Source organism: Promicromonospora sp. CA-289599, from assembly GCF_050936155.1.
GTDB lineage: Bacteria > Actinomycetota > Actinomycetes > Actinomycetales > Cellulomonadaceae > Promicromonospora.
Genome location: NZ_JBNJNI010000001.1, coordinates 3758949 through 3775988 on the forward strand (window position 1 = coordinate 3758949; position 17040 = coordinate 3775988).

16 protein-coding genes are annotated in these 17040 nt (G+C 69.5%); 5 read left to right on the forward strand and 11 right to left on the reverse strand.

Going from position 1 to position 17040, the window contains the following annotated elements; genetic code table 11:
* Positions 1 to 49 precede the first annotated feature (49 nt).
* Positions 50 to 2029 (forward strand): ricin-type beta-trefoil lectin domain protein, encoded by a 1980-nt coding sequence (locus ACQEVI_RS16615; RefSeq protein ID WP_432900743.1) that lies wholly within the window; start codon positions 50 to 52, stop codon positions 2027 to 2029.
* On the opposite strand, the gene ACQEVI_RS16620 is transcribed toward ACQEVI_RS16615, so the two are convergent.
* The 8 genes from ACQEVI_RS16620 to ACQEVI_RS16655 all read right to left on the reverse strand — a co-directional run bounded on the left by ACQEVI_RS16620 (position 1992) and on the right by ACQEVI_RS16655 (position 10097).
* Entirely contained in the window at positions 1992 to 3326 is a 1335-nt protein-coding gene (locus ACQEVI_RS16620; protein ID WP_432900745.1) for a right-handed parallel beta-helix repeat-containing protein, read from the reverse strand. The genes ACQEVI_RS16615 and ACQEVI_RS16620 overlap by 38 nt on opposite strands.
* Positions 3313 to 4275: a glycosyl hydrolase family 32 gene (locus tag ACQEVI_RS16625; protein WP_432900747.1), complete on the reverse strand. Its 963-nt coding sequence runs from the start codon at positions 4273 to 4275 to the stop codon at positions 3313 to 3315. The genes ACQEVI_RS16620 and ACQEVI_RS16625 overlap by 14 nt, the downstream gene beginning before the upstream one ends.
* A gap of 10 nt (positions 4276 to 4285) precedes the next feature.
* On the reverse strand, positions 4286 to 5332 hold the full coding sequence (locus ACQEVI_RS16630; protein ID WP_432900748.1) for a LacI family DNA-binding transcriptional regulator: 1047 nt from the start codon (positions 5330 to 5332) through the stop codon (positions 4286 to 4288).
* An 81-nt stretch (positions 5333 to 5413) separates the two neighbouring features.
* Positions 5414 to 6250 (reverse strand): carbohydrate ABC transporter permease, encoded by an 837-nt coding sequence (locus tag ACQEVI_RS16635; RefSeq protein ID WP_432900750.1) that lies wholly within the window; start codon positions 6248 to 6250, stop codon positions 5414 to 5416.
* Entirely contained in the window at positions 6247 to 7101 is an 855-nt protein-coding gene (locus ACQEVI_RS16640) for a carbohydrate ABC transporter permease (protein ID WP_432905969.1), read from the reverse strand. Before ACQEVI_RS16640 ends, ACQEVI_RS16635 begins: the two co-directional genes overlap by 4 nt.
* Positions 7102 to 7243: 142 nt before the next feature.
* On the reverse strand, positions 7244 to 8557 hold the full coding sequence (locus tag ACQEVI_RS16645) for an ABC transporter substrate-binding protein (protein ID WP_432900752.1): 1314 nt from the start codon (positions 8555 to 8557) through the stop codon (positions 7244 to 7246).
* 252 nt (positions 8558 to 8809) lie between these two features.
* Positions 8810 to 9400, reverse strand: a complete 591-nt coding sequence (locus ACQEVI_RS16650; protein WP_432900754.1) for a GNAT family N-acetyltransferase — start codon at positions 9398 to 9400, stop codon at positions 8810 to 8812.
* Positions 9393 to 10097 carry a TetR/AcrR family transcriptional regulator gene (locus ACQEVI_RS16655; protein WP_432900756.1) on the reverse strand — a complete coding sequence of 235 codons (705 nt, stop codon included), beginning with the start codon at positions 10095 to 10097 and terminating at the stop codon, positions 9393 to 9395. Before ACQEVI_RS16655 ends, ACQEVI_RS16650 begins: the two co-directional genes overlap by 8 nt.
* Before the next feature lie 178 nt (positions 10098 to 10275).
* On the opposite strand from ACQEVI_RS16655, the gene ACQEVI_RS16660 reads away from it, so the two are divergent.
* The gene (locus ACQEVI_RS16660) at positions 10276 to 11124 is read left to right on the forward strand and encodes a phosphatidylinositol-specific phospholipase C/glycerophosphodiester phosphodiesterase family protein (protein ID WP_432900758.1); all 849 of its coding nucleotides are present in this window, start codon (positions 10276 to 10278) and stop codon (positions 11122 to 11124) included.
* A 94-nt stretch (positions 11125 to 11218) separates the two neighbouring features.
* On the opposite strand, the gene ACQEVI_RS16665 is transcribed toward ACQEVI_RS16660, so the two are convergent.
* The 3 genes from ACQEVI_RS16665 to ACQEVI_RS16675 are packed head-to-tail and all read right to left on the reverse strand — an operon-like array spanning position 11219 to position 12827.
* Entirely contained in the window at positions 11219 to 11476 is a 258-nt protein-coding gene (locus tag ACQEVI_RS16665; RefSeq protein WP_432900760.1) for a DUF6510 family protein, read from the reverse strand.
* Positions 11476 to 12237, reverse strand: a complete 762-nt coding sequence (locus ACQEVI_RS16670; protein ID WP_432900762.1) for an FAD-binding oxidoreductase — start codon at positions 12235 to 12237, stop codon at positions 11476 to 11478. The genes ACQEVI_RS16665 and ACQEVI_RS16670 overlap by 1 nt, the downstream gene beginning before the upstream one ends.
* On the reverse strand, positions 12234 to 12827 hold the full coding sequence (locus tag ACQEVI_RS16675; RefSeq protein WP_432900764.1) for a molybdopterin-dependent oxidoreductase: 594 nt from the start codon (positions 12825 to 12827) through the stop codon (positions 12234 to 12236). The genes ACQEVI_RS16670 and ACQEVI_RS16675 overlap by 4 nt, the downstream gene beginning before the upstream one ends.
* Before the next feature lie 176 nt (positions 12828 to 13003).
* Here ACQEVI_RS16675 and sigJ point away from each other — a divergent pair, with 176 nt between their 5' ends.
* From sigJ to ACQEVI_RS16690, 3 genes are all read left to right on the forward strand, one after another.
* The gene (gene sigJ, locus ACQEVI_RS16680; protein ID WP_432900766.1) at positions 13004 to 13957 is read left to right on the forward strand and encodes an RNA polymerase sigma factor SigJ; all 954 of its coding nucleotides are present in this window, start codon (positions 13004 to 13006) and stop codon (positions 13955 to 13957) included.
* Positions 13958 to 14056: 99 nt separating this feature from the next.
* The gene (locus ACQEVI_RS16685; RefSeq protein WP_432900767.1) at positions 14057 to 15256 is read left to right on the forward strand and encodes an NAD(P)/FAD-dependent oxidoreductase; all 1200 of its coding nucleotides are present in this window, start codon (positions 14057 to 14059) and stop codon (positions 15254 to 15256) included.
* Positions 15257 to 15265: 9 nt separating this feature from the next.
* The gene (locus tag ACQEVI_RS16690) at positions 15266 to 16954 is read left to right on the forward strand and encodes an FAD-dependent oxidoreductase (RefSeq protein ID WP_432900769.1); all 1689 of its coding nucleotides are present in this window, start codon (positions 15266 to 15268) and stop codon (positions 16952 to 16954) included.
* Positions 16955 to 17040 lie beyond the last annotated feature (86 nt).

Sequence of the window (17040 nt, forward strand, 5' to 3'; positions counted from 1 at the left end):
CGACCGCACCTCCATCCGCACCCGACAACGACGTCAAGGACGGAGTCACATGTCTGTTCTACGTGCCCGCAGACCGCCCACGATCGCAGCGCTGGCTCTCGCGCTCAGCCTCACCTTCGCCGGGATCGCGCTCCTCGACCCGGCGCCGGCGGCAACAGCCGGCGAGCCTGCCGACTATCCGGAGTCACCGTACGCAGCCACCGACTACAGCGAACCCTTCCGCGGACAGTTCCACTTCAGTCCGCAGAACGGCTTCATGAACGACATCAACGCGCCGCTCTACTACAGAGGCGTCTACCACCTCTTCTTCCAGCACAACCCGCACGGTCTCGCATGGGACACGGTGCACTGGGGCCACGCGACGAGTACCGACCTCCTGCACTGGGAGCAGCAGCCGATCGCACTCGAACCCGGAGTCCACCCGGGCAATCTCTGGTCCGGGGCGGGCTGGGTCGACGTGGACAACGTCACCGGGCTCAAGACGGGAAGCGACGATCCGATCCTCCTGTTCACGAACACGGAGGGGGTCAGCATCGCGTACTCGACGGATGGCGCGAAGACCTTCCAGATGTACGACGACGGCGCCAAGGTCATCACCAACCCGGTCGAGAGCCGTGACCCGAAGGTTCAGTGGGATCCGGTGCACAAACGCTGGGTGATGGTCACGTTCCAGGCCGGCGCCGGTGCCGTGTTCTACACGTCGACCGATCTGCTCGACTGGACCCACCGGGGAGTCTATTCGGCCAGTTGGTTCTCCGAGTGTCCGGATCTCTACCAGCTCCCCGTCGACGGCAACTCGTCCGACGAGAGATGGGTTCTCCAGGATGCCAGCGGCGAGTACGTGATCGGATCCCTCGACGCGTCAGGCATGTTCGTCTCGGACTGGACGAGCCCGCAGCGGATGGAGTGGGGCATCTCGGGGGCCGCCTTCGCTCCTTCCACCTGGTACGCGCCGCTGACCTTCAACCAACTCCCGGGCGGGAGGGTCGTGCAGATGGGGTGGCAGCCGAGCAATGCCGGCGTCACGTGGACCGGCAACGCGTCATTCCCTGTCGATCTCGCGCTCAAGACCTATCCCGAGGGCATCCGGATCACGCGCACCCCGATACCCGAGATCTCGACGATCCGCGCCACGACCCGGACGTGGGGGCCGCGCACGATCACCACCGACCCCGCGAGCGATCCGTTCATCGGCGAGCTCGCGGACACCTACGAGATCAATGCTGTCTTCGACATCGGGAACACCACCGCATCCGAGTTCGGATTCAGGCTGCATGTGCGCCCCGACGGTTCGAGCGATCGGACCGTCTCCTACTCGGTCGGCGGACAGAGGCTCTACGGGCAGTCGATGCCTCCGATCTCAGGCCTGGTGACGATCCGGCTCCTCGTCGACCGAGGGCAGCTCGAGGTCTTCGGGAACGACGGCAAGACCGTCGTGAGCGACAACGTGTCGTTCGACTCGTCCGCAGGGAGCCAAGGAATCCAGCTCTACGCGTCGGGGGGCTCGGCGTCGCTGGTCTCGCTCAGCCTTTCCCGCATCGCGTCCACCTGGACGCCCGCTCCCGCCGGGAGAGCACCCGACAACGCCATCGTGTCCACCGCCCGGCAGGACAAGTGCGTGGACCGCGACGTCGCCTCGGGGCGAGTGCAGCTCTGGGACTGCCTCGGGAACGCGCAACAGTCCTGGGAGCTGGACGATCAGGGCCGGCTCTCCACGGGAGGAGTCTGCGCCGAGGTTCCGCACGGGCAGACCGCCAACTTCACTCTCGTCCACGTGGCGCCGTGCACCGGAGCCGCCAACCAGCAGTGGCGGCAGGGCAACTTCGGCTCGCTCGTCAACCTCGCGTCCGGGCGTTGCCTGGACCTCCCGGAGGCCAACTTCAGCAACGGCCGTCAGCTGCAGATCTACGACTGCGTGGGCACGCGGAACCAGAGCTGGGTCGGCCCGCCAGGTCAGACGTCGGAGCAGACTCCGGAGCCGGCGCGGGCCGCTATGAGCCGATCACCGGCGTTGCCCGCACCGCATTGAGGCGCCGGTCCGCGACGACCTGTGCCTCGGTCCCGGAGTCGAGGACCGTGTTCCGGGCTGATCCGGGATCGACCATGACCGTCGTGACGGTGAGACCGTCCGACGCATCGGTCGCGAGCAGGGCATCCACCTGGGCCGCGAAACAGGAGTCGCTCGTCGCGGCGTGCACGTCCAGGGCGACGATGTGGTTGCTGGAGACGTAGTTGCCGGATCCCGCTGCCACCCGGATGATGACCGGCGTCGAGCCGGCCGGCCGGATGCCCTGCGCATCGATGATCTCCGAGAAGTGGTTGCCGATGACGGAGTTGTTGCTGCCGCTCACGCGAAGGAGCCCGTAGGTGTCCTCACGTCCGTTGTCGATCCCCAGGAAAGGCGTCCAGGGCTCGTGGTCCCGCAAGAAGTGGTTCGAGGACACGAGGTTTTCTGAGCTCCCCGACCCGAGAACAACCATCCCCGGGTAGAACGAGTGCAGGCGGTTGTTGCTGATGCTCGAGCGCGTCACTCCGCTGAGCTGAATGCTGCTCGCTCCACGGGGAAAGATGTTGTTCGCGGTGATCAGCAGCCCGCCGTGGTTCTCGGCGTAGATCGAGTGCCCCTTGAAACCGGCTCCGATCAGGTTGTCGGTGATCTTGGACGCCTGCCCCCACCCGCGCAGCTCGACGCAGCTCCCGCACTCGGCGATGAAGTTGTCGTGGATCGAGAGCGCGTCCGCGTTGTGCAGCACCAGGGCGTGCTCGAGATACACGAATCCCATGCCGTTGACGCGGAACGAGTCGTTGGCGCTCGAGACGTGGATGCCCGTCTTGCCGTTGACGTAGGTGTTCTCCGGCTGCAGGTCCGAGCCGTCCGGGTCGAAGTGCAGTCCGTCGATGCAGAAGTTCGCGAACTCGAGCGAGCTGATGCGCGGGCTCCCGCTGCGCTCGACGTAGAAGGCGGCGCCCTTGGACTCGTCCTCTCCTGTGCCAGGCGCAAGGTCGACGAGAACGCGGCTGCCTCCGGGCCAGAGCTCGTGCAGGTCCGGCCACTCGTCCTCGGGGACGTTGAACCGGATGCTCGAGGACGTGAAGCCGTGCCCGGCACCCTCGATCCGGAGGAAGCTGATGTCGATCACGACCTGCGTGCGAAGACGGTAGTCACCCGGCGGGATGTAGATGACGGCGCCGGGCTTTCCGCCGTCAGCCGTGACTGCCTGCCGTTGCTTGACGTCCGCGATGATGCTGTTGATGACCTGGCCGATGTCCTCGGCCGGGTCCCCGACGGGCCACGTCGTCACGTCGTAGTGGTTAGCGCCGGACAAGAGCACTGCCCTCCAAGATCGTGAGGCGTCCGTCGATCCACGCGACGGGCTGCGGGTCCGTGATCTCTCCCACCCAGCCGCCGTCTCCGTCGTTGTTGCGGAACGCGAGGAACTGCGAGTGCCCGGCCCGGTCCTCCACCAGCCGCCCGACGTACAGGTGCTCGTCGGTGACCCGGTACGACTCCTCGGTCCTGAACGGCCCGGCGAGCGAGTCCGTAGGGAACGCCCACACGCCACCGGTCGGATCGTCCCCGCGCCGTCCGCGCGAGAGCTCCGATCCGAGGCAGGAGAACAGGCCGACGGGACGGCCGTCGACGTTCACCGTCTGCGCGACCTCGATGTGGCCGAAGCCTGCGCCGGGCTGGGAGAGCGGCGGCTGAACGGTCCAGGCCTTCAGGTCGGGCGACGTGGCGTGACCGATGACCCCGCGGTCGTCGGCGTCACCGTGGTTCGCACGCGCGGTGATCAACATGTGCCAGGTCTCGCCGTCGCGGAAGACCCATGGGTCGCGCCACGCCTGATCGGGCCACTGCCGGGTCTCGGCCGTCTCGTACCACTGCGGGTCTGGTACGAGAACCTGCCGCCCCGGCTCACGGTGCCAGGTGAAGAGGTCGGCCGAGACCACGGAGCTGATGCGCTGGTTCAAGCCTCCTTCGGCTCGACTGACCGCCGTGTAGAACATGCGCCACGTCCCGTCGTCCTGGCGCACCACGGACCCGGTCCAGGTCGCGAGGTCGTCGAACGCCGGCGAGTCGTCAGGAAGGACGGCGTCCGCGTGCTCGGTCCAGCTCGACAGGTCCGTCGACGTCGCATGCCCGATGGTCGCCCGCCAGTGTCGCCGGTCGGGGTCGATGAGGGCGCGGGAGGCCTTGAGGAAGAAGAGGTGATACCGGTCGCCGTCGTCGGCGATCCAGAAGTCCCAGATCCAGGAGGAGGCAAGTCGAAGCATCGTGCACCTTTCAGTCGGCGTGTGGCGCGGCGACTGAACCTCGTATGACGAGGGGGCAGTCGAGAAGCGTGGGTTCGTCGGCGAGCTGCTTGCGGTCGGCCTCGCCGTGGAGGAGACGCACCAGGGTGTCGACCGCCCAGGCGCCCATCTCGTAGTGCGGCAGGGCGACAGTGGTCAGTCCGGGGAAGAGGTTCGCCGCGATCAGTTCCTGGTTGTCGAATCCGACGATCGACAGGTCATCCGGAATTCCGAGGCCGAGCTCTGTCGCCGCCCGGTAGGCGCCCATCGCCATCCGGTCGTTGTAACAGAACAGCGCCGTCGGGCGATCGCTCCTGCCCAGGATCTCCCGGGCCAGCTCGTAGCCCGGGAGCGTCTCCGACGGAGCCGACAGGACGAGCGAAGCGTCATAGGGAATCTTGTGCTTTTCCAGCACGCTTCGATATCCCTCGAGCCGGCCATGGGTGGCCGGCACGTCGTCGTCGTTGTTGAGGAAGCCGATCCGGGTATGCCCGGCTTCGACGAGATGCGTGACCGCGGCGACCGCGCCACCCACCTCGTCCGGAACGGCCGCGGGAACTATCCCCGCCCTGTCGGTCGAGTCGATGAGGACCGTGGGGAGCCCCTGCAGATTCGGCGGCAGGGAGACCATTCGGTGGTACATCGTGGCGTACAGGACGGCGTCGACCTGCCGGTCGATGAGCGCCTGGACGTCGTCCTTGTGCGAGTTGGGACCGGACTCCCGGTCCGTGTTGATGATGACCAGGGTCAGGTCGTGCTCCCGCGCCGCATTCTGGGCGCCGAGAATGATCCGGCCCGCGTGCGGCGTGGTCGCGATCTCCTCGCTGAGCAGGCCGATGAGCCCGGAGCGGTTCGTGCGGAGTGCCTGCGCCGCACGGTTCGGTCCGTATCCGAGAGTCTTGGCGGCTTCGCGCACGCGTACTCGCGTCTCTTCGGCGACCCGTGTATGAGGAGTGTCGTTGAGGACGTGCGAGACCGTCGTCACCGATACGCCGGCCAGCTTGGCGACATCTCGGATTCCTGTGCTTTTCACGGCCATAGCTCTTCCTCCTCCGGTGCAAGGGATTGGTTGATGTGCCGATTGTTTATATGCGCTCTCATGTTGCTCATATGTCGTGAATTATCCCTTGACCGCGCCGAGGGTGAGCCCTGCAACGATGTGCCGCTGGAGGAAGAGCGTCAGCAGGATGACGGGGATCGAGTAGACCGCCGCGAGAGCCGTCATCCCGCCCCAGTCCAGCCCGAACTGGCTCTGGAAGTTGGCGATCACGACTGGTGTCGTCTGGGCGCGCACTGAGGTGAGCAGGAGAGCGAACAGGAACTCGTTCCAGGAGGCCAGGAAGGCGAAGATCGCGGTCACCGCGAGCCCCCCGGACACGAGAGGCAGGACGACACGCACCATCGCCTGCGGACGGCTGCAGCCGTCGATCTGCGCGGCCTCGCCGAGCTCGTCCGGTACCGCCTCGAAGAAGCTCGCCATCAGCCAGATCGACAACGGGAGCGAGATCGTGGTGTGCGCCAGCGCGAGCCCGAAAGAGGTGTCCGTCACCCCGAGGCCGCGCATGACCTCGACGAGCGGCGCACCGACCGCGATCGTGGGCACCATGCGCGTGACAAGTGCGGCGACGACGAATACCCGACCGCTCGGCGTGCGGAAGCGCGTGATCGCATAGGCGGCGGGCACGGCGAGAACGAGCGAGAGGGCAGTCGAGACGACCGCTGTCACCACGCTGTTGATCACCGCGGCCGGCACACCCTCACGGGCGAGCGCGGATACGTAGTTCTCCAGGGTCAGTATCTCGGGGAACACGCTCGGCGGCACCGCGATCGCGTCGAGCGGCGTCTTGAAGGACGTGAGAAGAAGATAGATGAACGGAAAGCCGTAGAGGATGATCGCGGCCGCAAGAAGAAGCCAGAGGACGACGCGGCTGCGACCGCGGGTTTCGAGTGGATTCATCGTGCACTGCTTCCTGGACGCCAGATGAGCGTGATTGCGGCGATGGCGACTGCCAGCATCACGATGAGGTAGACGGTGCCCATCGCGCTGGCGAGACCCGGATCACCGAACCTGGTCATGGTTCGGTAGATCAGGAGGCTCAGTGTCGTCGTGCTGCCCTGCGGGCCGCCGTCGGTCTGGATGAGGATGATGTCGAAGGCGCGAGCCGCATCGATGCCGCGCACGATGAGGGCGACCGCGATGACCGGTCGCAGCAGCGGGATGATGATGCTGAACAGGATGCGCGGATACCTGGCGCCATCGATCCGGGCGGCCTCGATCACGTCCCCCGGGATGTTCTGCAGGCCCGCGAAGAGCACCAGGGTGATGAACGAGGTCGTGAGCCAGATGTCCGGGATCGCGACGGAGAACAGCGCGATGCCGGGGTCGCTCAGCCACTGGACCTGATCCGGGCTCGACAGGATGCCCGCCTCGAAGAGCAGCTGATTGACGATCCCGAAGTTGTCGATCAGAAGGAAGCGCCACAGGAGGCCGGCCACGACGGGGGCGATCATGAGCGGATACATGAAGACCGTACGGAACACGGCCGATCGCTGGCCGAGCGCGGTGAACAGCAGAGCGATGGCGAGTCCGAGGACGAACTCCATGCCGACGACGACGAGCGTGTACGCCACCGTTCGGACCGACGCCGACCGGAAGGCGTCCGAGGCGAAGGCGTCCGTGTAGTTCGCGAGCCCGACGAACGTCCTCGGTGCACCGGCGAACGGAGAGATCTCGAAGAAGCTGTCATAGATGAATCGGGCGAGCGGCCACAGCACGAACGCCGCGAGGAACAACACCGCCGGTGTCATGAGGAGCAGGGCGAACCGGCGATCGCCTCGATCCTTGCGGCCTGTTCGCGGGCGGCCCGAGGCCAGAACGGTGTGCGCCGTCCCGGCCCCGGCGTGGCGGGAAGGGGTGTCCACGGGTGATGTCTCCTGAGCTCTGGATCGCCTACTCGACGATCGCTTCGATCTGACCCTTGGCCTCTTCGAGAAGCTTGCTCGTGTCCGCGCCGGGCTCGACCGCCTTCTGCAGCATCGGCACGAGCGCCGAGTCGACGATCTCCTGCCAGTTCTCGGTCGCCGGACGAGGTAGCGACTGGGGCGACTCGAGCGTGGCGACCAGCGCTGGATAGTTCTCGTACCCGGCCGCTCCGGCCTTGCTCTCGAAGGCGCTCTTGCGAGCGACGAGGCCCAGCGACGTGTCGGCCGAGAGGTCGTTGTGCTCGTAGGCGAACCGGATGAAGTCCTTCGCCGCTTCCGGGTTCCTGCCGGTGGCCGGCGCCGAGAGGTACCAGGCCCCCGGGACACCGGCGACGCCGCCTGATCCGCCGATCATGGGCGCCACGCCGATGTCGTCCTTGACGGGCGAGTCGTCGGGGGTCTGCCGGTAGGCGTGCCCCCAGAACCGCATCATCGCGAGCTGGCCCTGGTAGAAGAGGTTCTGTGCTCCCGCCCAGTCCAGCTGAGCAGCCCCGGAGGGGGCGTACGGAAGCAGGCTGACGTAGTAGTCGAGGGCGGCCTTGTGCGCTTCGTCGTCGATGGTGACCTCGTTGGTCTCGGCATCGAGGACCATGCGCTCCTCGCCGGCCTGGGACACGGTGGCCAGCCACTCGGTCTCCACCGCAGCCTTGACGTCGGTGCCGTAGAGATCGGTCTTGCCGTCACCGTCGGTGTCTCGCGTGAAGAACTCCGCCGCATCCTTGTACTGCTCCCACGTGGTGGGGGGAGCGAGCGGATACCCGTACTCCGCCTCGAAGTCAGCCTTGTTCTTCTCGTCCTCGAAGAGGTCGGTGCGGTAGAAGAGGATCTCGGAGTTGGTCCATACCGGCATCCCCACGAAGTGGCCGTCCACCTGGGCCTCGGACACGAGACCGCCGAACAGGTCCGACTGCACCTCGTCGGTGACGACGTCGTCGATCGACGCGAGCCCGGGCGCGAAGGCGGTCAGCCAGATGGCGTCGAGCGCGGCGACGTCGAACGACGGTTCTCCCGCCTTCAGCTCCGATGACACCCGGTCGTAGAGGCCGGCGTACGGGAGCTCGACGAGCGCGACCTCTGTGCCCGTCTCCTCCTGGTAGAGGTCGGCCACGGGCTGAAGCTCGGCCTTGCCGCCTCCTTCGACCACGACGGTCAGCGTCCCGCTGTCCGAGGCCGGCTCGGTCGTGCTCCCACCGCCGACGCCGCAGCCGCTCAGGACCACGGCTGCGGCGCCGACGGCCGCGGCGGCAGCGGGAGCGCGCCGGACGTGCCTCTCTGCGTGCATACGAAACTTCATCATTCCGGACTCCACTCGTCATCGAGGTTGAGACCCTCAGTCGCCAAAACGTATTGGCAAATCGTCTTGGCACGAGATTAGCGGTGCCGTCCGCATCACGCAACGTTCGTCCGGCAGAACTGCCTCACGCGGCAGGTTCGACCTGCCCCAGCGCGGCGACCGGGATCACCCGTGCGGCGGCGGGGGCCGGCAGGCCGCCCGCGTGGGCGATGCGTCCCCCTGCCACCGGGCCGCGGGCGGTCAGCCCTGTGCGAGGCTCATGGAGATGTACGCGGCGAAGCCTGCCCGCTTCGCGAACCGGACCGGTCGCCGGGCGGACTCGGCGAAGCCGAGCTTCGTGTACAAGCCCAGGGCCGGGGTGTTGGTGTCCTTGATGTCGCGGAGAACGTACTCCTCGTACTCCGGTAGTGCTATCAGGTGGCGCATGAGCGCGGTCGCGACGCCGCGTCCCTGGTACCGCGGGGCGGTGGCGACGAAGCCGATCTCCGCGAGGCCGGCCCGCGCGCCGTCGTACGCCCCGAGGAACTGGCTGCGCACGATGAGGTAGCTCATCGTGCCGTGAACAGGGCCGAGGTGCCGCCGGATCGCGTCCCGCCGCGGGGCGAAGCACTCCTGCGTGCCCTCGGTGACGGATGCGAGGGCCGCCGGTTCGCCGTCCACGACGGCGACGTAGAAGCGGTCGAGCAGGAGCATGTGCTCGAAGGCGTCGGTGAGGACGCGCGGGTCGTCGGAGAAGTAGGCGAAGTCCTCGGCGAAACCGCGGACGAGGACCTCCGTGATCCCGCGTCGGTACGGTTCGCCCAGCTCGTCGCCGCGCTTGACCTCAATCATCGTCGCTCCCTGCTGTGAGTATGAGTGTGAGTGTCGGTGTGGCTGCTGTGGGTGTCGCCGCTGCGGGCGGGGTCGTGAGCGTGCGGAGCACCAGCTCGGCGCTGGGCAGGTTCAGGTCGTGGCGCAGCGCGAGGCGCATGGTGGTGAGGCCGGAGAGCGTCGCGAAGTAGCACACGGTCATGGTGTCGGGGTCGCCGTCGGCGAGCTGTCCGGCCTTCTGGCCGCGGCGTACGACGGCGGAGAAGGCCCGCCAGAGCGACTGGTGCGGCGCCAGGAGCCGCGCCCTCGTCCCGGTCGGGGTGTCGGTGCTGAACCCCTGGCTGACGACCTCGGAGAACTCCGCCGCGCCGTCGTCGGCGGCCAGGTCCGCCAGGTAGGCGGTAGTGAACTCGCGGATCAGGTCGGTCGGCGAGCCCGGTCCTTCGAGGCGCGCCGCCGCCGCGGTGAGGCCGGTGGCGGCCTGGACCAGGAACTCGTCGAACAGCTCGTGCTTCGTCGCGTAGTGGCGATAGATGGACCCGATGCTCAGGCCGGCCTCCGCGGCGATCGTCCGGATGCTCGCGGCGGTGAACCCGTCCCTGGCGAAGACGCGGATCGCCGCGGTCTGCACGGTCTCTCGTGTCGCGGCCCTCAGCGCCTCGTTCTGTGCGGTCGTGCGGGGCATGGCGTCCTCGGCCTCGAAGGTTTGAATGAACAAGTGTTCACTATACCGCCGACGGTCCGGCTGTGTCGCGGCTCCGCCGGCGCTGAACGTAGGTGTCGGAGTGGTTCCCCACACCGACGGGTGCCGGTCGTCCGGAATTCACCTGCGCGTCGGTGGCCGGCGCTTGCATGAGCTGACGAGCCAGGCCATAGCGGGTACGAGGAGAGAAAACATGCGCGGAAAAACCATCGTCGGTGCGGCCCTCGCGGCCGCGACCCTGTTCGCGGGGCTGGCCACGCCGGCGTCGGCCACCTCGCCCGGACACGACGTCGACCTGGGTGAGCCGCACGACGCCGCGCACGCCCACAACGACTACGAGCACGAGCGGCCGCTGTACGACGCGCTGTCCCACGGCTTCACGAGCGTCGAGGCGGACGTCTGGCTGGTCGACGGCGAGCTGCTCGTCGCCCACGACCTCGTCGACGTCGACCCCGCCAGGACGCTGGAGAGCCTCTACCTCGACCCGCTGCAGGACCTGGCGCGCGGCCGCGGCAGGAGTGTCTACCCCGGCTGGGACGGCAGCCTGCAGCTCCTGATCGACATCAAGTCCGAGGGCGAGGACACGTACGCCGCCGTCCACGAGGCGCTCGCCGAGCACGCGCGGCTCATGACGCGCACCGTGCACGGCAGGGTGCGGACCGGTCCGGTGACCGCCGTCATCAGCGGCAACCGGCCGCTGGAGACCATGCGTGCGCAGCCCGTGCGGTACGCGTTCCACGACGGGCGGGCGGGGGACCTGGGCTCCGGCCTCCCGGCGAGCCTGATGCCGCTGGTCAGCGACAACTGGACCAAGCTCTTCACCTGGCAGGGCGAGGGCGCGATGCCCGCCGCCGAGCGGGAGCGCCTGCACGCCTTCGTGGACCAGGCGCACGCCGCGGGCTACCGGGTCCGGTTCTGGGCCACGCCCGACCAGCCCGGCGCGGCGCGCGAGGCGGTGTGGAGCGAGCTGGCCGCCGCCGGCGTCGACCACATCAACACCGACGACCTGGCGGCCCTGGACGCCTACCTCACGTCCCACTAACCGTCAGTTGAGTGCTGGCTATCTGCGCTGTCCGGGGTCGGAAAGGCACAAATAGCCAGCACTCAACGAGCCGGGGGTTGCGGGCCCGAGGAGGTCAGCGCCGCAGCTCGACAGCGCTCAGGCCCGCGAGGCTGAGGATCAGGCGGTCACCGGCGTCGACGATCGTGGCGAGCACCTGGTCACAGCCGCCGCAGCGGGCCACCAGGCCGGGCGCATCGGTGTAGACCACCGCCTCGGCGATCATGGCCATCCGGCCGCAGCCGCCGCAGCGGGCGCGGGCTGAGGTCACGTCGGCCCTGAACACCTCGGAGAGTGCGCCCGCGAGAACGTTGCCGTCGAGATGATGTGTCATCAGATGCCTCCGAAGCGCTCGGTGTGGATGTCCGTCGCGGGATGGCCGAGCTCTTGCAGCCAGCCCGCGACCGCCTCGACGAACCCCGTCGAGCCGCAGACGTAGATGCGCGGCCGCTGCGCCGCCGGGACGGTGCGGGCGGCGAGCGACTCGCGAGTGACGCGCCCGACGGCGTCGGGCCAGCCGTCCGGCGCCTCGCGCGTGTAGACGAGGTCCAGCCCGAAGGCCGGCCCGGCGAGCGCGGCCAGCTCGTCCGCGAAGAAGATGTCCGCCGGGGTGCGCACGGAGTACAGCAGCTGGAAACGGGTGGTATCGGCGGCGGCACCGTGCGCGGCGGCCATCGCATACAGCGGGACGACGCCGGATCCGCCCGCGACGAGCTGGACCGGTCGCTTGCTCTCGCCCGGCCGCCAGACGAAGAACGCGCCCAGCGGGCCGTGCAGCTCGAGGTGGTCGCCGGGCCGTATCTCGCGGACCAGGAACGGCGAGACCTCGCCGTCCGGCAGCTCGTCGACCACGAGGACCACCTGCCCCGCCGGGGTGGACGAGGCGATCGAGTACGACCTGCTCGCCTGGTAGCCGTCCGGGGCGGTGAGCCGCAGGTCGACGTGGCTGCCCGCCTCGCTGCCCGGCCAGGTGGGCACGTCGAGGACCAGCCGCGCGGCGGTGGGCGTCTCGTGGCGCGTCTCGACGACGGTCGCGACGTGCCACGCGGGGCGCGGACGGGACCGGGGAGCCGGGGTCACGGGTCGTGCGCTCACCAGTAGCGCTCTTCCTTCCACGGATCCCCGTAGAGGTGGTAGCCGTACTGCTCCCAGAACCCCGGATCGTTGTCGGGCATCATCGTCAGCCCGTTCAGCCACTTCGCGCTCTTCCAGAAGTACAGGTGCGGCACGAGCAGCCGGGCGGGCCCGCCGTGCTCGGGATCCAGGGGTCCGCCGTCCGCCTCGGTGGCGATCCAGGCCTTGCCGTCCAGCAAATCCTCCAGCGGGATGTTCGTGGTGTAGCCGCCGTAGGAGTGGGCCATGACGTACTCGTGCTCGGACTCGACGTTCTCGAAGACCTTGTCGAGGCTGACGCCGCGCCAGTCCATGTCGAGCCTGGACCAGTGGGTGACGCAGTGGATGTCGACGGTGACGTCCTCGACCCCGAGCGCGAGGAGCTCGTCCCAGCCCCACCGGTGCTCCGTGCCGGTCTCGTCGCGGATGGTGAGCTCCCAGTCCGCGGTCTCGACGTGCGGGGTGGGGCCGGCGCTGAGCACCGGCCAGTCCTGGACCAGCGTCTGGCCGGGCGGCAGCCGCGTGTCCGGTTCACGTCGGCGGCCGGAGAAACCACGGGTGGCGAAGGACATGCTGACTCCCGTCCGAGCGACCTGCGGCCGGGCCGGCGAGCCCGGCTCGATGGTGGGATCAGCGTAGAGCCGCAGGCCGCCCCGTGGGGCGTGGAACCGGACCTTGCTTGCGGGCGAACTTCCGGGTCGCTCGGGACCACTGCGGTCCAGCCCGCCGACGTCGTAGGGTCGGGCCCATGACCAAGGAGTCGTTGCGGCCGGACGAGCTGGAGGCCTTCGAAGGCTTCCGGCCGCGTCTTGAGGCCATCGCCTACCGCCTGCTGGGCTCCGCCGCGGAGGCCGAGGACGCCGTCCAGGAAGCCTTCCTGCGCTGGGAGGCCGCCGACCGCGCGCAGATCAGGGTGCCGGAGGCCTGGCTGACCCGGGTGCTGACGAACCTCTGCCTCACCCAGCTGGGGTCGGCGCGCGCCCGGCGGGAGGTCTACGTCGGCCAGTGGCTGCCGGAGCCGGTGCTCGGCGGCGACCCGATGCTGGGGCCCGAGGACACCGCGGAGCAGCGCGACTCCGTCTCCACGGCGGTCCTGGTGCTGATGGAGCGCCTCACCCCGAACGAGCGCGCCGTCTACGTGCTGCGGGAGGCGTTCGCCTACTCGCACGCGGAGATCGCCGAGATGCTCGACATCACCGAGGTCGGCAGCCAGCAGATCTTCCACCGCGCCAAGCAGCACCTGGCCACCGAGCGGTCCCGTGCCGCCGTCGACCTGGCCGCGGCCCGGCAGGTGGTGGAGGAGTTCCTCGCCGCCGCGACGAGCGGCCGGACGGAGCCGCTGATCAGGCTGCTGACCTCGGACGCGATGGGCGTGGGCGACGGCGGCGGCAAGGTCCCGGCACGTACCAAGCCGTTCTTCGGTGCCGAGACCGTCGCGAAGTTCCTGCGCGGGCTCTTCAAGCCTGCCGAGGCCAAGCGGGCGGCGCTGGGCGGCAGCCCGGACGTCTACGCCTGGACCGCCAACGGCAGCCCGGCGCTGGTCGCCGTCGTGGACGGCGAACTCATCGGCGTCATGACGCTGGAGGTGACCACCGACGGCATCGCAGCGGTGCTCAGCCAGGTCAACCGGGACAAGCTCGGCCGCGCCGCGCGGCAGTGGGCGGCGTCGGACCACGGCGAGCCGCTGATCAAGGGCTGGTGACCGGGCTCACAGCCGCGGGTGTCAGGGATCGGTCGGCCATCTGGTTCAGATGGCATGACCGATCCCGCGACCCGATCCCGCGACAGACGGAGTGATCCCATGAAGCACCGCATCGTCGTCCTCGGCGCCGGCTACGCCGGCGCTTCCGCCGCAGGCCGTCTGGCACGGCGGCTGCACGCCGACGACGTGGACGTCGTCCTCGTCAACGCCGAGCCCGACTTTGTCGAACGGGTCCGCCTGCACCAGGTGGCGGCGGGGCAGGAGCTGCGACCGCGGCCGCTCCGCGACATGCTCGCCGGCACGGGAGTCACCCTGCGCGTCGCGCGGGTCACCGCCGTCGACGTCGACCGCAAGGTGGTCGCGCTGACTGATGCCGATGGCGGCGCGGCCGACGGCGCTGACGAGCTGGGCTACGACACGCTGGTCTACGCCCTGGGCAGCTCGACGGCAGAGCACGGTGTGCCGGGCGTCGCCGGGCACGCCTACGACGTCGGGAGCCGGCCCGGTGCACTCAGGCTGCGCGACCGGCTGGCGGGGCTGGCCCCCGGCGGCCGGGTGGTGGTCGTCGGCGGTGGGCTCACCGGCATCGAGACGGCGAGCGAGCTCGCCGAGGCCCGGGCGGACCTGGGTGTCACCATCGCCGTCCGCGGTGAGCTGGGCGACTGGCTCTCGCCGTCGGGCCGACGGCACCTGCGCGCGGCCTTCGCCCGCCTCGGCATCACCGTGCACGAGCACGCCGACGTCGAGCAGGTGGGCGCCACCGAGGTGCGGACCGGCGACGGCACGACGATCCCGGCCGACGTCACCGTGTGGTCGGCGGGGTTCGCGGTGCACCCGATCGCGGCGGCCACGGCCCTGCGGGTCTCGGCGAGCGGCCAGATCGTCGTCGACGGCACCATGCGGTCGGTCTCCCACCCGGACGTCTACGCGGTGGGTGACGCGGCGCTGGCGGACGGCGCGCTCGGTACACCGCTGCGCATGTCGTGCGCCTCGGGCCTCCCGATGGCGTGGCAGGCGGCCGACTCCGTCGCCGCGCGCCTGACCGGCGGCAACCTCCCGAACATGCCCCTGCGCTACGTGCAGCAGTGCGTCAGTCTGGGCCGGCAGGACGCCGTCATCCAGATGGTCACCGCCGACGACCGGGCCAAGCCGGCCGCACCCGGCGGACGCCTCGCCGCCGCGTACAAGGAGCTCGTCTGCAAGGGCGCCGCGTACGCGGCCGCTCACCCGCTGCCGTACCCGGTGCGCCGCCGCCGCCTGACCGCGCCGGCCCGCACGACGAGGCCGAGCCGCGTCTAGTCTTGCGCCATGAACGACAGGCCAGTCATCCTCCTGGTCGTCGGCGAGCATGCCGACGTCGTCGAGCAGGAGTTCCGTGCTCGGTACGACCGCGACTACCGGATAGTGGTCGCCACAGGTTTCGACGCGGGCCTGGACCGGGCGCGGGACCTGGTGCGCGACGGCGTGCAGATCGCGATGGTCGCGGCCGAGCACGTCCTGGACGAGGGCACGTCGATCGAGTTCCTGCACCTTGTGCCCGCCGTCGTCGCGACGGCGCGGCGGGTGGCGCTCGTGTGGTTCGAGGACTTCGCCGACGCCATCGACGATCTGCGTGCGGCGGCGCTGCGGCGCGACATGGACACGTTCGCCCTCATCCCACGCGGTCCGCGCGACGAGGAGTTCCACACCGCGCTGATCGAGCTGCTGTCGGAGTGGGGATGGTCGGTCGGGCGGCCGCTGGTGACCGTCAACGACCTGGTCGCGGAGCCCGGCGACCGTGCCGCGGCGGCGGTCCGGGACCTCCTGGAGCGCCTGGGCTTCCCGTACCGTTCGCTCGCGCCGGGTGACGACGAGGCGCAGGAGATCGTCGAGGCCGCCGGGGCCGGCGCGGAGCTCCCGCTGGTGCGGACCTTCACCGGCCGGGTGCTCTCGGCGGCGACGCCCGCAGCGGTCACCGAGGCCATCTACGGCGGGTTCGACTCGATCCCCGACGGGGTGATCGCGGACGTGGCCATCGTCGGTGGCGGCCCGGCGGGGCTCGCCGCGGCCGTCTACGCGGCGTCCGAGGGGCTGGCCACGGTGATGCTCGAGCGCGACGCCATCGGTGGCCAGGCCGGGTCGAGCTCGATGATCCGCAACTACCTCGGCTTCCCGCGCGGGATCTCGGGCATGCGGCTCGCCCAGCGGTCCCGCATCCAGGCGGGCCGGTTCGGCGCGCAGTTCTTCACCGGGCGCCCGGCGATCCGGATCGAGCCAGGGCCGGCGAACGAGCCCGAGCACCAGCACGTGCACGTCGCCGGCGCCCAGATGTGCGCCCGGACCGTCGTCATCGCGACCGGGGTGAAGTACCGCCGCCTGGGCGTGCCCGCCGTCGACGACCTCGTGGGCGCCGGCGTCTACTACGGCGCGGCGACGTCGATGGCGCGCGAGATGCAGGACCGCGACGTCTACGTGGTCGGTGGCGGCAACTCGGCCGGGCAGGCCGCCATCCATCTCGCCAAGTTCGCGGGTGCGGTGACGATAGTGGTCCGGCGCGAGAGCCTGGCCGAGACGATGTCGGCCTACCTGATCCGCGAGATCGAGGCGACGCCGAACATCCAGGTGTGGACCCGGACCGTGGTCATCGACGGCGGCGGGGAGGGACGGCTCCAGTGGCTCCGGCTCGAGAACCTGGACACCGGCGAGCCGTTCAAGACCCTGGCCGACGGCCTGTTCTGCCTGCTCGGCGCCGAGCCCGACTGCTCGTGGCTGCCTGAGGGCGTGGCGCTCGACGAGCGGGGGTTCGTGCTCACGGGCCGGGACGTGCCGCGGGAGTTCTGGGTCGACGGCCAGCCACCGGCCAGCCTCGAGACGACGGTGCCGGGCATATTCGCGGTCGGCGACGTGCGCGCGGGCTCGATGAAGCGGGTCGCCTCGGCGAGCGGCGAGGGCGCCTCGGTCCTCCCGCTGGTCCACGCCCACCTGGCCCAGATCAGGGCCCGCGAGTTCGCGCAGTAACCACCCGGACCCGTTGAGTGCTGGATATTCGCCCTTCCTGACGTGCTGGAGGGGCGAATATCCAGCACTCAACGGGTCCGGGTGGT